This is a genomic window from Streptomyces sp. NPDC024017 (assembly GCF_040638895.1).
Lineage (GTDB): Bacteria > Actinomycetota > Actinomycetes > Streptomycetales > Streptomycetaceae > Streptomyces.
Genome location: NZ_JBEZYZ010000001.1, coordinates 661,364 through 675,012 on the forward strand (window position 1 = coordinate 661,364; position 13,649 = coordinate 675,012).

Consider the following 13,649-nt stretch of genomic DNA (forward strand, 5'->3'; position numbering starts at 1 on the left):
AAGGATCGGTGAGTCAACCTGCTGCTTCAGCCCTCGCGATACGTGGCCTGGCCGCATCGTCCCAAGTGGCAGGGAGCGCGCCTGCCCGGGCTCGGCCGCTCTCACTTTGACACCCCGCTACTCCGCGCTCGAACTGGTACGCCCGTGGGGCAGTGACGGCGGCGGCTCCTTCGCGTTCGATGCTCCGGAGTACCACTGCCCGGGGATAGCCTCTGCATTGTGACTGGTGGGCGGGGGGCCGTCGTGAGAGCGGTGTACTGGAGGGGGCAGATGGTATGAGCCAGCGGTCAAACCAGGTTCGTGATCTGGAGATGTGCAAGCGATATGCGGCTGGCAGCACCTTGCAGGAGATCGGTGAGCTGTTCGGCGTCTCCAGAGAGCGGGTGCGGCAGATCGTCAGCAAGGGGAACGCAGCCGTCTCAGCGTCGGCTGCGCGCAGTGCTCGACGTGAGGCGCGGGCCGAGGAGCTGACTGGTCAGGTCAGTGAATTCTTGGCAGCCCACCAGAAGGGCATTGTCAACCTGGCGGAAGGGGGAGCAAGCCGCAGCGATGTTGAGGCGCGCTTCGCTCTCTTGTATCCCGAGGTTGCGTCGCCAGTAGTGCGTCAGGCGATCGCTGAAGCCAAGGTGCTTTTCGACGTGGACGTGCAGGAGTTTGCGTTCTCCCTCACGGCGCTCGAGGGCGCCGTCTGGTACGCCCTTGCCCGTGAACGTGGGCTTAGCACCGACCGAAGCGGCGCGGCACATGAGATGGACCTGGATGAGCTCGAAGGGACGGGCCAGGCCCTCCTGAGGGAGGGGGTCGAGCCGAACACAGTTGCGGACATCCTCGGCCTAGTCCACGCCGCCCAGGAGCTTGTACGGTCCGGAGCACAGGTCGGCATATCTGCAGCACGCTACAACGCCCGACGGGACTCCATCCTCAAAGAACTCGGGATGGGGTCCAGCAAGGGGGCTAGGCCGTGGCCTCCCACTAGCCAGACCATCATGAAGCGGCTAGGCGAAGGCTCCTGGGCTAAGGCTCAGATTGCACTCGGTCTCACCCCTGATTCCCGAGGACGCCCAGAAGGGTTGCTCCTGTTCGAGTCTCAGGACTATCCCGCAGCTGTGGCGGACTTTCTTCGTGATGCGCAGTCTGTTGGTAGCCCCGCCACGTTCGAGGGATACGCCTCCTGGGTCGAGGCGGAGGAGCGGTCCGGCCGCAGGCGCCCGTCCGCGCCGTCGGTACGTCTCCATTATCGAGGGTGGACCGCGGCGAAACGGGCCGCAATCGCCAATGGGGCTGCCATTGCTGCCATTCGAAGTAGAGAGCGGGCTGGGACCCCGAAGGCGGCGACGGCACTGCACCACGCCCAGCAGGAGATCGACCGGTCCCTGGGTGCGTTGGTCGAACTTCGGCCCGCGGACCGATCCGCGCACCTAGAACGGTTCCTCAAGGAGTTTATGCAGGAGTTCGAGTTCCGGCGTCGGAACTGGATCCGCGCGGCGGTGGCGCTGGACGGGTCGGCCATCGGGCGACGACTTGCCGATCCTGCACTCAAAACGAAGCACAGGACGGCCCTGGCACAGAGCCCGCCGACCGTGGATGAGGTTCTAACCGACATGTACCTCGACAAGCTCGGAGGTGGCGACCCGCGTGTCACTGACGGCTGGATGCGACCGGATGTCCAGGCGGAACTCAATGCTGTGGGAGATGAGACTATCGCGCGGTTCACGGTACTCAAGGAATCAAGGAACTACCTCGTACACGGTTCCCAGGAAGCGCGGCGAAGGCTTGAGGCGGCGCTGAAAGAGCTCGCCGCCGTGGATTCCGCGTTCGAGCTCAAGCAATCTCTCACGGCGCGGGTCCTGCTCACCTGGTTGCTGTCGAACCAGCAGCGGCGACTGCGACTGCTACTCGGCTGTGTGCCGGACCTATGGCGAGCCATGGTTGTCGGAGAAACGTTGCTGGTAGCCGCGCCCTAGAGCTCCGGGGCGTCATCCACTGCGACCACCCGGCCGTCAGGTTCGTCCTCGACGGCACCCGCCCCCACATCATCGTGCCCCGCCGGGGTGAAGGTCCTGCGGTTCGAGGCCGGCTGGGTGGTGTTCGCGAAGCGGGTGCGGCACCCCGGGAAAGGGCAAACAACTTCTTCGCCGAGGCCTTGTGTCTCGGCCGGTAGCTTGGCCGAGCGTCACGCCTCGGTGTGCAGTGCGCCGCGTGCTGCGGCGAGGAAGGCTTCGATCGCTTCGTTGAGGGCGTTGTGTGTGCGCGGGATGCCGTACAGGTCAGGCATTCTCACCAACGACACAAGAAGGCCAACGTCGATGCCGACCACCCTGAGAAGACGTCGCATCGACGTTAGTGCCTCGTTTGCCTCGTCCGTGAACTCGGGGGTGCCGATCGCATCCCATGCTGCCGAAACCCTCGGGATGAGTGCCCGGATAAGGGCCCCCTCTTCCGGGTGGCTGCTGCTTTGCTGCTCCAACAGAGCACGGGCGTAGCCCCATACTGCCCGTTCCCTGGCCGTTTCCAAGAGTGCTTCCGCGCTGTCCTGTAGAGATTGGGCGGCGGTCGACACCTCGTCCGGACCTTCGAGTCTCACCACCCAGTTCTTCTGTGACATATCAGTGGTCAGCGGCTTGGAGGCAGCAACAGCGGCAGGGACCTCCAGCGGGTCATTCAAGCCCTGACCATGAAGTTTGTGAGCGTGCTCCGTGACGCCCAGAACCGCTTGCAGGAAAGCGGCGTACGCGTCTCTCCGGATGCCTCGCCTCCACTGGTCGTGTTCGTTGAGCCCCTGCGCTTGTACGGCGTCGAGCGCCGCCCTGTAGCTGGCCTCAGCTTGGGACCTCCCTACTCGGGCAGTATGCGCCGCTGCTCGAAGCGCTGCCCGTACCTGCCACCGGCCGACGACCAGGGTGGCGGGGACGGCTGCGGCCGCGACGCCGGCCGCCGTGAACGCTGCAATCGCTTCGGCTTCCATACGCAGATGATCTCGCGCTGCGGCCTCAGCGCGCAGGGTGTTCTACTCTTCCGGTACGCCGCTGGTTGCGGGCCGGGCGAGAAGCGCGGGAAACAAGGACACACTCCGTGGCCAGGACAAAGATCACTCTCAACGAGGAATCCCATGTCGTCGCTGCAAGCGCAAGCACACGTCTAGGGTCTCAGGCTTGTGATCCCTGCGGGGACACGCCATGAGTTGGCGCGGCTGCCCTTCACCCACTTTCCCGTGCCGAGCAGGACTGCGGCCCGGCAGGTCAGAGGCTCACCGGGACGGGAGGCGCTTATGGCTTCGATGATCTCCCACATGGGTAATAGCCAGGTCTTCGCCTCGCCAGGCTCCAGGCGGCAGATGCTGCCGTCCATCGTGAAGTCGATTGCTCTGACACGAGAAGGTGCGCCGCCCCAGTAGGAGCGCCGTCTGTCAGATATGCACGGCACGCGCACACTTACAGGTCCACGGCCAGTGTTGCGTACGACCACACTGAATGCGTCATGCACGTATGAATCGAACTCTGAGCCTTGGACGCGTTGAAGGTCCGTTGTAGTGCGATCGACTAACTCAGAAACGACGGATGGGACAGGGTCTCCATCGTCATGGATCGCGATCGATAGCTCGCAGCGCACCCGGGCCGCGCTCAGGAAGTGGCTCGCGACTTGCCAACTGAGTGACACCGCAGACACAGCCAAGCTGAGAGCGGCGACAGCGAACGCCCCTGACGTGTCGGTCATTTGAGGATGGTATGGGCGTCGGAGCCGAACGAGCCACCATAAGCCCGAACCCGCATGAGCGCGGTGCGAGTCTGCTTGGGCCGTACCATGCGCCAACCCCGCAAGATGGAGTGTTCTCGTCACGGATGCTGGCGGCGATAGCTGGTGGGCTGCTTGCGCGAGCATGCCGCCACGTCGGCAGTGCTGTCTCCTGGCACTCCCCTTCAGTAGCACGCGCCTCCGGAGGCCGCTTCGGACCTGGGCAACGCGGCAGGTCACGGCCCTGCATGCGGCAGTTGAGGGTGGACGAGTCCGCGAATAGTCCACGGCTGGTTGAGTACAGCTTTTAGGAGAGCGGCTGGCCGCACGTCAGGTGACCTGCGGCTTCGCTGGTCGAGTTAGCCGACACGGATGCAGCCGCTAGTCACCCTTGTTGACCGCTGTTGACCCCTGTATCTGGCACGGCTGTGGCACGCGGTCCTGACGCGTTTCTCTCCCCATGGGCCGACAGAAGTTGGCCCGCGGCTCTGACAACTTCCAACCACCCAGCAACACTCGGTTGACGGTTTGCTGGTTCGGGATGAGGTCACGGCCGTGCGGGCGTCTGGAGGGGTGCCGTCACCCACGGGCCGACTCCCTGTAGGCGCGGTCGGCGAGGATGGGAATGCCCTGGCGTTCGCAGATCCTGATGATCCGGTAAGCGCGGGCCGCACTGAGCCCAACTCATGGCCTGCATGCGTCTGCTGCGAGGGGCAGCCCTCGTCCAAGTGCGGAGCCACTGACGGCACCGGCATCCGCAAGAGGCGCAGATTTACAGCGGCCCGATTCCCCACCTGCCGACTGCGGTGTTTCGTCTACCTGCCGCCGCTGGGGGACGCTTGAGGAAAGGAGGCATGCTCTCAGCTACGCAGCGCAGGACATCCTGATTGCCCGACGAACAAGGCGCTGACCGTGTTGAAGGTTCAACATCGGGCCGACGTGCAAGCTTATTGGCCTCGCCGCATCATGGAGGTGTAGGGAGACAAGCCGCTCTCCGCTACGAGGGTCACTGTGCGAGACAGTACGGCCGTGTGAGTGTTGCCAGGAACGGGGGTGGCTATGGCCACGATCCTGGAACTGCAGATATGCCAGCTTCACCCGCGGGAGTACGAGGTGCGGGTGGTGAAGGCTGCTGCTGGCGGAGAGCCCCGAGCGCCACTACATCTCAACGTTGACGAGTTGCTGGCGCAACGCCGTGCACTAGAGAACACGGTGCTGGCCTCCGCCATCCCAGCGCGACGGGTGGCATCGGCAGATGAGCAGGACGTGCAACGTGTGGGGCACCAACTGTTCGACGCGCTATTCGGCGGCCCGGTTTCGGGAACCTATCACGCGAGTCGGAGCGTGGCGCAAGAGCGACAGGAAAGCCTGCAAATAGTGTTGAGACTGGAGCCACCAGAGCTGACGCTCCTCCCCTGGGAGGCTCTATTCGACCCGCACACCGACACTTACGTGTGCCGACAGGAGCCGTTGGTTAGACACCTTGCCGCCTCACACACGCCCAAACCTCTACCTGTGCAGCCGCCGCTGCGGATCCTGGCAGTAATTGCCTCTCCGACCGATCTCCCCGAGCTAGACACCAACGCCGAACGCGAACACTTGGAGGAGGCACTGGCAGAGCAAGTCGCCGCTGATCGCGTCGAGTTGAACTGGTTGGCAGACGCAACCTGGAGCAGGTTGCACGACCGTCTCCTCAATGGCCCATGGCACATACTCCACTTCATCGGCCATGGCGACTACGACATTCGCTCCGAAGAGGGGCGGATCGCGCTCGTGGGCGAGAGCGGTAGCGCTCATAAGGTTGGAGCATCTCACCTGGCGGACCTTATCAGGGTGACCAAGCCCGCACCTCGGCTAATGGTGCTTAATTCCTGCGCGTCCGCTCAAGGAGGGGTTCGCGACGGATTCTCAAGCGTCGGAGCCGCCCTTGTTCGTGGCGGAATTAGCTCGGTGGCAGCAATGCAGTTTTCGGTTAGCGACCGTGCCTCAGTGCGGTTCGCGCAGGGGCTCTACACTGCACTGGCGTACGGTCATCCTATCGACGATTCCGTCAGGAGTGGACGAATCGCCATGCTTGGCGGCAGCAGTTCTTTGGAGTGGATCACTCCCGTGTTGTACGTTCGCGGCGAAGCCAACCTTCTGTTTACCTTGCCTATATCACTGCGGCGACCAGGCCCCCAGCAGCAGCCGTCGCCGGAGGAAAGTACGCAACGCGAGGCTGGATTGCGCATGCTCTACGCCATAGCTGAAGCAGAGTTGGGCAACGACCACCCCACCAAGGCCATCGTGTTGCTTGACGACCTGCTCACCCTCGACCCGAACAATAGCGACGCCAGCATGTTGCGTGATTATGCGGTCAGGCAGGAGCGACTGATCGAGCTCTACGACCGAGCAACAGAGGCTGAAGAATCTGAAGCCTGGCCCCCCGCGATCGACCGCTATGAACAGATCATGCAGGAGGATCCAGATTATAGGGATACCGTCTCGCGACGCGACTTCTGCCTCGGCCGTCAGCACATCGCCCAACTCGAAGAGGAATTGCGCTCCCGTGCCAGCACAGGGCAATGGCAGGCCGTACTCGAGGTCAGTGAAGAACTCGACCAACTGGCCCCCGGCGCCTCCGACCGCGACGGACTGACCACGCGTGCTCGCCAAGAAGTGGCAAATGAAAAGCGCACAGCATATCTAGAAAGCCTGTACACCCAGGCTCGCGCAGCCGAACGCTCCGGAGACTGGGATTCCGCGATCAACTGCTATGGCGACCTGACAGTTGAGGGTACCGGATACAAGGACAGCAAACATCGTCGCAACAGGTGTGTAGAGCGTCGCAACAGGTTTCTTGACCGTCAGAGAGGCGCCCAGCCAACCTCTGAGCATGGTGAATCATCGCCTAGCTCCGCAGAAAAGATACTCGACATCGCTAGCCCTTGCGGTGCATTGGCCTGGGAATCAAATGGACAGTACCTGGCTGTCGACACCTGGGCTGGTGCGCAGATTAGCGTTTACAGCAGGTCCGGTGGCGAGCCGTTGAATATCAAGACAGGAAAGAAGCGGGCTTCTTACATGGTGGCATTCAGTCCGGACGGCACGCGTCTCGTCGGTCATAGCGGAAAAGATGTCGCCATATGGAGCACCCATACGGGCGATAAAATTCTCAGGATCCCGACCGGCCGCGGAGTGGCCGCAGCGGAATTCAGTCCGGATGGCACATGCCTCGCCACCGGAGCTCATGACTTGGCCTGCATCTGGGATGCCGAGACCGCCGAAAGGATTTTCTGGTCCGAGCAGCGATTCGTGCAGGCAGTGACCTTCAGTGCGGACGGCACCAGATTGCTCGTGGCTGATCAAGCAGGGCTACATGTTTGGCGCGTGGACACAGCCGAGAAGGTCTTTGAAGAGCCCATCCGGTTTTTGAATTCAGTGGCGTACAGCCCAGACGGCAAGTGTGCCGCTGCCGGTTGCAGTGTTGATACCAAACCCGCCTCTGGGTCTCAGGTCAGGTCCACGAGTTGGACCATGAGGCAACCGTCACATCAGTGGCGTTCAGCCCGGACAGTACCCAGCTCGCCACGGGCAGCGAAGACCGGGCAGCGCGCGTCTGGGATACGACCAACGCACGTTTGGTCTGCAGAATGTTTCACGAGGATCCTGTTCTTTCGTTGGCGTTCAGCCCAGACGGCACCTACCTGGCCAGCGGTACTCAGCGCGCTGTCAGAGTGTGGGCATTTCGATAATTCCAGTGTCTCCCGGGCAAAGAAGGAGAACCCATGGGGCGGCTTTTTGAATTCCCTACCGATGATGGCACCGCTATTCTCGTCGAGGTCAACGACCGGTCGACTGGGGTGGTGACGCGTGGAATTTCCGCGACTCATGTCTCCGAACGCGCTCAACGCACATTCGAGGACGCTATATACCGCGTGCAACCCGCCATGCATGCGGTAGTGTCCCATATTCAATCTGCAGCGCAGTCTCCCAACGAGGTCCAAGTCGAGTTCGGCCTCAACCTGCACGCCGAAGCAGGCGCGTTTATTGCTGCAGCGAGCGCCACTGCCAATTTCACTGTCACACTCACCTGGCACCGTGACGATCCGAGGCCCGCCAAAAGTTCTTGAGGAGTAGGAAGCGGAGCAATTCGCCCTCGCGTTGGCCGCCGGCACCCCCTGAGGCTCGTCCAACCTTTCTACGGCGGGCCGGTAGTTGGCGGCGTCAAGCTGCATGGTCGAACTGCGTCATGCACCTCCGTCATCCAGACGCTCAGCCGACTTGAGCTGGTACATCAGCAGCTTCGAACTGGCTGCCTAGTACTGCAGCCGCAGTTGCTGTGACCGGTGATTCGGCTGGTTGTTGAAGCGACGAAGTGCTCTTCAGCTCGGGGGTTGAGTTCTCGATCCGCAGCGACCACGAGGTCATCGGCCCCCAGTTCGACTCCGGCCCCCTGACCGCGAGCACGCCGCTCACATCGGGTACGACAACAACATCGTCGAACCGGTGCCCGCGCCCCGCGAGCACCCGGATGCACCGCCCCTTCTCGTGGACGAGCACAACTGCGAATGCCACTGGGGCAGCCCGGAAGAACTCTCCCTTCTGAAGACGCCGGATGTGGAGTTGGAGCCGGACCTTCTGCGCCGGACCTGGCAGGCCATCGACTGGACCGATCACGCGGCTGTGCTGCGCCGCGTCTTGCCGCAGTTCGCCACCGTCCTGGTCGCCGGTCGGGCGGAAACCCCTGGCCCGCGGCCGCTGGCAACAATGGCCCGAAGAAGAGGCCGATTCCGTACGCGAATTCCTGCATGCCTGGGTGGGTACAGACCCTCACCGATCCCGATGCGGCCGTCCCGGTGCACCAGGTCTTCGCGATGTGTGCCGAGGCGTCCGGAACGCTCAGCCCTTGGCTCGCCGACTGGGAAGAGCAGACCGGGTACCGCAGCGGCCGACGTCTCGTCGAGGCGGCCTCGGAATGGGAGTACGAGCTCCTGGGCGAGAGGCTGCCGTGGAGCGTCGGCTGGTACGAGCACGAGGAGGAGGAGGAGCTGCGCGCCGAACTGGTCGCCTGGCTCCTCGGCCACGCTTCGGTGCGAGTCGGGCGCATCGGAGGATCTGCAGCACCGGGTGCGGCTGCTCGGGCTCACCGGTGAGGACCGCTGGACGGATCCGCACCGGCCCGGCTTCCGGTGACCGACGGCCGGCGGGCGGCCGGGCTCCCGTGGCTGCACGCCCCGTTCGGGTCCCGGCCTCGGGCCCGGCCGTGCACCCGACGGTGTGTGTGTCTGGGGCAAAGGCTCCGGACCATGATTCGTCCGGGGCCTTCCGGCCGGCGCCCGCACCTTGCCGTTCGGCTGCCCATCGGTGGTCGTCCGTAGGGCGTGGGGGCTGTGATCTGGGGTTTCGCGACTGAGGGGGAGGCAAGGCCGGTCGCACGGGACGGCCGCCGACGCTCAGTCACCTCGAAGGCCGGACGCACCCGCCCCTGCGCGAGCAGCACCACCTCGGCGCCGGAGGCCGATGCGGCGTACGCCGCGAGTCACTCCCCCGCCGTCGCCTCCCTGCGCCGCAGCACGATCAGCGTCGCCCCGCCGATCAGGACGAAGCCGATGGCGACGCCCGCGATCAGGGGGGTCATGCCGGAGCCGCCCGTTTCGGCGAGGTTGGTGTCCGTGGCCGTGCCGCCCACCGTCGCCGGGCTCGGTTCGCTGAGGGTCTGGGTGGTGGTGCCGGTGGCGCTGCCGCGGGTCTGGCAGTCCAGCATGCCGGTGAAGCGCTTCTCGAAGCCGCCGGGGCCGTGGATCGTGAAGTCGTAGGCCTGGTCCTCCTGGAGCGGGACCGTCACCGTGCGGGACTCGCCCGCGGCGATGGTGTGCTCCAGGCCGGCCAGCTCGAAGGTGAACGGCTCGTCGCCCTTGTTGGACGCGATGATGTCGACACCGCCCTCGGCGCAGTTCTTCGCCGCCGACAGCGCCGGGATCGGCCCCTGCTTCGCCCAGGTCGCCGCGGCCGTCGCGGACACCGTCGACTCGCTGGAGCCGGCCAGGATCTGCGTCTGGCTGCGACTCTCGGAGGCGAAGGCACGGCCGACCGGCACGGTGGTCGAGGCCTGCACGGCCAGCTCCGCCGTGCCCGCCGCCGCGTCCTCGGGCACGTCGAAGAACACCTGCCCGCCGTCGGGCGTGGAGGTGACGGCCTTGCCCTGCTTGTCGACGATCCGCACCCCGCTCGTCGCGGCGTCCGCGGGCGGGGTGACCGTCGCGCTGCCGGCGTTGGTGCGCACGGTCACCGGTCCGAGCCGCTCCCCCGGCCGGCCGGAGACCGCGGCGGGCTCGAGGGTGAGCGAGGCCTGGGGCTCGGGCAGCTGGCGGGCGCTCTTCTCCAGGTAGTCCGCGAGCTGCTCGGCCTGCGGGTCGAGGGCGTCGACGGGCACGTCGTCCGAGTAGCGCCAGATCGCCACCTGCGTGCCGGCCGCCGCGTCCTGCTCGGTCAGCGCACCGCGCACGCCCGCCTTGCGCGCCAGCGTCGCGAGGTCGTTCACCTGCGGGTAGGAATTCTGCAGGATCCAGCGGATCTTGCCGGCGTCCTTGTTGGCGCCCAGGGACGTGCCGCTCCAGGGCGTCTCGTGGTACTTGGCGTCCCGCTGCGTGGGGTTGTGGAGGTCGACGCAGTACGTCTGCAGCATGCCGCCGCCGTCGACGGACATCTCGAACAGGCCCGCCGAGATCTCCTGGTCGCCGGTGCCGGCGTGTATGACGGCCGCTCCGTAGGTCTTGAGGCCGTCTATCGTCGCGGCCGCTCCGCCCTGTCTCTGCGTCGTCTCGTCGGCGGCCGCCCGGCCGGCACCGGCCAGCCCGCCCGCGGCGACGAGCCCGGACACCACCGTCGCGGTGGCGAGGCGGGCCGCCCCTCGTCGGCGTTCGAAGAGCTCAGAGAACGAAGCAAGCACCAAATTCCCCTTCGAGCAGGACCCGTTGACGTGGGGGGACGGTCCCACCAGCAGAATCAGAAGCCTCACAGGACACAAGAGTCCCGAGAACCATGTCCGGCATCCTAGGGACGCGGGGGACCCCGCCCGCCGGTCAGGCGGTCGGACGGGAAATCCGACTCGGAATCGTTATCGCCAAGTCCCCCTGTGAGCAGGGCTTATCGACAAATCCACCACCGGCTGTTCGGTGTGCACTCGCCGATAAGCCGCAGTTCGGGCAGGCGGCTCGGTGACTGACGTCACGTCAAGACAGCTGTCTCCGGCTGGTGTTGAGTCTGTGTGGCCACAGGTTCCGCGGAACCCTCCGGAGCTGTCTCCCAGTTGGGCTCCGGTGACGTCGGCGTGGGCATCGTCTCCGCCTTGCCGGCGCGCCTGAAGGCCGAGGTGCCCCAGGCCAGATCGTGGCCGATCGCCACCGCGTCGATGTCCGCCGAGGTCCAGCTCTGCCCCTCGCGTACGTCGGTCCGCACCTTCAGCCTTCCCTGCACGATCACGGGCTCGCCGACCGTCAGCGACGCCGCCGTGTTGGTGGCCAGCTGGCGGTTGGCCCACACCGTGAAGAAGTTGGTGTGCCCGTCCGTCCACGTGTTCTTCTCGCGGTCCCAGTAACGCGCGGTCACCGCCAGCCGGAACCTCGCCGACGGGCCGGACGCCATCTCCCGGTACACCGGCTGCGTCGCCACCCTGCCGACCGCGCAGACCATCGTCTCGTTCATCGCGAACCCTCCCTCGCCCGGACTGCGGCACCCGCACCGGGCCGACACGCGTACGGGCCCGTCCCGTACGGCTGCGTCTGCCAGACTGCCGCCGCCGGGCCGGGCCCGCTGAGCGCTGTGGATCACCGCCCGCCTGTGGACAACGCCGCCACTCGCAGGGGTGACGCCGAGCGCGGGTGGCGGGGGGGGGCGGCATCCCGGGGGCGGGTATCCGGGGGGATCCGGGGGGGGATCCGGGGGCCGGGCGGCGTAGGAGCCGCGGCGGCGACACCGGCGGCCCGTCACAGCCGCCTCGCCCCGGAGTCACCGCCCCGCCCTGCACCTCACCGCCGTAGCGGCCCCACCACCCCCGCACCTCACCGCCGTAGCGGCCCCTCCACCCCCGCTCCTCACCGCCGTAGTGTCACCGCCCCGCCCCCACCACCCTCCCGTACTGCTCCCGGACCTCCCGGTACCGCAGCAGTTCCGCCGCCACCGGATCCAGTACCCGGGCCCTGCCGCATCCGGCCGCCGCCTCCCGCAATCGGCGTTCCGCTTCCAGGCCGTAGCGCCGGGCCGGGCCGCGGGCCGCCATCCGGCAGCTCCACTCGATGAGCGGGCCGCCGACGATGCCGATCACCATCAGCAGCACCGGAACACCCAGGTTCGGCGGCATGACCCCGATGATCTGGCCCAGCAGCCACAACCCGCCCAGGAACTGCAGGATCGTCATGGACGCCTGGGTGAGGACGGCCACCGGCCACCACCCCGGGCGCGGCGGCCGCCCCGTCGGCACGCCCGCACGCACGGTCAGTTCGTCCAGCGCCTCGGGCAGCCCCTGTGAGCCGCGGACGGCGGCCTCGCGCACCGCCTGCGCCCAGGGCGCGGGCAGCCCGGCCGACGCCCGGTCGGCCACGGTCCGCACCGCCTGCTCGACCCGCTGCCGTGCGGTGGCCTCCTCGTCGGCCTGTGTGCGCGAGGGGAGCCGGCCCGTGGTGGGCTCGCCGCGGTCCTGGTACCAGCGCCACAGCCGCAGCCAGGGCGTCCCGCAGGCGCGGTTGGCGTTGCGCAGCCACGCCCGCTCGGCCGCCTCGCCCGCCGCCGTGGCGCCCACCGCGTCCGCGAGCCGGTCGGAGAACTCCTCCCGGGCCTGTTCGCTGAGCCCGGTCCGCCGCTGGGTGGCGTAGACGGGCCACAGCCGGGCCGCGGCGATGTCCACGTCGGCCGAGATGCGGCGGTTCGCCGCCCCGCGCTCCGAGACGAACTGGCCGAGGGCTTCGCGCAGTTCGCCGACGCCGTCCCCGGTGAGCGCGGACAGCGCGAGCACGGTGGTGCCCGGTTCGCCGTACTCGCCGAGGGCGATTCCGTCCTCGTCGAGGAGCCGCCGCAGATCGTCGAGGACCTGCTCGGCGGCCTCCCCGGGCAGTCGGTCGACCTGGTTGAGGACGACGAACATGACCTCGGCGTGGGCCGCCATCGGCCGCAGGTAGCGCTCGTGGAGGACGGCGTCGGCGTACTTCTCCGGGTCGACGACCCAGATGACCGCGTCGACGAGCGCCAGGATGCGGTCCACGTGCCGGCGGTGCTGTACGGCCGCGGAGTCGTGGTCGGGCAGGTCGATCAGGACGAGTCCGCGCAGCGGCGACTCGCCGTCGCCGCTCGGCAGCGGCCGGCGGCGCAGCCGGGGCGGGATGCCGAGCCGTTCGATGAGGCCGGCGGCCCCGTCGCTCCAACTGCACGCGATGGGCGCCGCGGTGGTGGGACGGCGTACGCCGGTCTCCGAGATGGTCACGCCGGCGAGCGCGTTGAACAGCTGCGACTTGCCGCTGCCGGTGGCGCCCGCGATGGCGACGACGGTGTGCTGCCCGGAGAGTCTGCGCCGCGCTGACGCCTCGTCGAGCACCCGGCCGGCCTCCGACAGGGTCCGGCTGTCGAGCCGGGTGCGGGAGAGCCCCACGAGTTCGCGCAGGGCCTCCAGCCGGGAGCGCAGATGCCCCTCGTACACCAGTGGGGTCACCGTCGGCGGGACGGCGGAGCGGTTGTCCGTCATGGGGAACCGGTCTCCTTCGGCTGTCTCGTTGACCCGGCGCGCGATGAGCCCGTCGTCCCAGGGCTCGGCGGAGTCGGGGCGCGCCGCGCGCTCGCCGTCCGAGGCGCCGCGGGAGGGGCGGCCGGCGGTCCCCGCCTTGTGGGCGCCGTCGTCCGGCTGATCGGCGTGCTCGGTGGGGTCCTGGTCAGTGACGGCGGTCACC

Annotated in this window: 9 protein-coding genes and 2 pseudogenes; 5 read left to right on the forward strand and 6 right to left on the reverse strand. The window is 66.9% G+C overall.

Going from position 1 to position 13,649, the window contains the following annotated elements:
* Window positions 1–275 precede the first annotated feature (275 nt).
* Entirely contained in the window at window positions 276–1,964 is a 1,689-nt protein-coding gene (locus AB0G20_RS03015; protein ID WP_361294853.1) for a sigma factor-like helix-turn-helix DNA-binding protein, read from the forward strand.
* Between the two features lie 209 nt (window positions 1,965–2,173).
* Here AB0G20_RS03015 and AB0G20_RS03020 read toward each other — a convergent pair whose 3' ends face one another.
* Together AB0G20_RS03020 and AB0G20_RS03025 are read right to left on the reverse strand one after the other, a co-directional pair.
* Window positions 2,174–2,965 carry a hypothetical protein gene (locus AB0G20_RS03020; RefSeq protein ID WP_361294856.1) on the reverse strand — a complete coding sequence of 264 codons (792 nt, stop codon included), beginning with the start codon at window positions 2,963–2,965 and terminating at the stop codon, window positions 2,174–2,176.
* 1,344 nt (window positions 2,966–4,309) lie between these two features.
* Window positions 4,310–4,410 (reverse strand): annotated as a pseudogene (locus AB0G20_RS03025) (IS5/IS1182 family transposase); the annotation flags it as partial.
* Window positions 4,411–4,791: 381 nt separating this feature from the next.
* Here AB0G20_RS03025 and AB0G20_RS03030 point away from each other — a divergent pair.
* The 3 genes and pseudogenes from AB0G20_RS03030 to AB0G20_RS03040 all read left to right on the forward strand — a co-directional run.
* Window positions 4,792–5,808: pseudogene (locus AB0G20_RS03030) on the forward strand (CHAT domain-containing protein); the annotation flags it as partial.
* Between the two features lie 1,460 nt (window positions 5,809–7,268).
* Window positions 7,269–7,466 carry a hypothetical protein gene (locus AB0G20_RS03035; RefSeq protein WP_361295800.1) on the forward strand — a complete coding sequence of 66 codons (198 nt, stop codon included), beginning with the start codon at window positions 7,269–7,271 and terminating at the stop codon, window positions 7,464–7,466.
* 33 nt (window positions 7,467–7,499) lie between these two features.
* Window positions 7,500–7,844 carry a CU044_2847 family protein gene (locus tag AB0G20_RS03040; RefSeq protein WP_361294859.1) on the forward strand — a complete coding sequence of 115 codons (345 nt, stop codon included), beginning with the start codon at window positions 7,500–7,502 and terminating at the stop codon, window positions 7,842–7,844.
* A gap of 142 nt (window positions 7,845–7,986) precedes the next feature.
* On the opposite strand, the gene AB0G20_RS03045 is transcribed toward AB0G20_RS03040, so the two are convergent.
* Window positions 7,987–8,391, reverse strand: coding sequence for a hypothetical protein (locus tag AB0G20_RS03045; protein ID WP_361294862.1), 405 nt, complete (start codon window positions 8,389–8,391; stop codon window positions 7,987–7,989).
* A gap of 131 nt (window positions 8,392–8,522) precedes the next feature.
* On the opposite strand from AB0G20_RS03045, the gene AB0G20_RS03050 reads away from it, so the two are divergent.
* The gene (locus AB0G20_RS03050) at window positions 8,523–8,867 is read left to right on the forward strand and encodes a hypothetical protein (RefSeq protein WP_361294865.1); all 345 of its coding nucleotides are present in this window, start codon (window positions 8,523–8,525) and stop codon (window positions 8,865–8,867) included.
* 386 nt (window positions 8,868–9,253) lie between these two features.
* On the opposite strand, the gene AB0G20_RS03055 is transcribed toward AB0G20_RS03050, so the two are convergent.
* From AB0G20_RS03055 to AB0G20_RS03065, 3 genes are all read right to left on the reverse strand, one after another.
* Window positions 9,254–10,663, reverse strand: a complete 1,410-nt coding sequence (locus tag AB0G20_RS03055) for a Cys-Gln thioester bond-forming surface protein (RefSeq protein WP_361294868.1) — start codon at window positions 10,661–10,663, stop codon at window positions 9,254–9,256.
* A gap of 278 nt (window positions 10,664–10,941) precedes the next feature.
* Window positions 10,942–11,418 (reverse strand): single-stranded DNA-binding protein, encoded by a 477-nt coding sequence (locus tag AB0G20_RS03060; protein WP_361294871.1) that lies wholly within the window; start codon window positions 11,416–11,418, stop codon window positions 10,942–10,944.
* Between the two features lie 403 nt (window positions 11,419–11,821).
* The gene (locus tag AB0G20_RS03065) at window positions 11,822–13,648 is read right to left on the reverse strand and encodes a YfjP family GTPase (protein WP_361294874.1); all 1,827 of its coding nucleotides are present in this window, start codon (window positions 13,646–13,648) and stop codon (window positions 11,822–11,824) included.
* Window position 13,649: the final 1 nt, after the last annotated feature.

Excerpts from the sequence above, each read along its gene's own strand:
- AB0G20_RS03015 (WP_361294853.1), top strand. The coding sequence starts at position 276 with ATGAGCCAGCGGTCAAACCAGGTTCGTGATCTGGAGATGTGCAAGCGA.
- AB0G20_RS03020 (WP_361294856.1), bottom strand. The coding sequence starts at position 2,965 with ATGGAAGCCGAAGCGATTGCAGCGTTCACGGCGGCCGGCGTCGCGGCC.
- AB0G20_RS03040 (WP_361294859.1), top strand. The coding sequence starts at position 7,500 with ATGGGGCGGCTTTTTGAATTCCCTACCGATGATGGCACCGCTATTCTC.
- AB0G20_RS03050 (WP_361294865.1), top strand. The coding sequence starts at position 8,523 with ATGCCTGGGTGGGTACAGACCCTCACCGATCCCGATGCGGCCGTCCCG.
- AB0G20_RS03060 (WP_361294871.1), bottom strand. The coding sequence starts at position 11,418 with ATGAACGAGACGATGGTCTGCGCGGTCGGCAGGGTGGCGACGCAGCCG.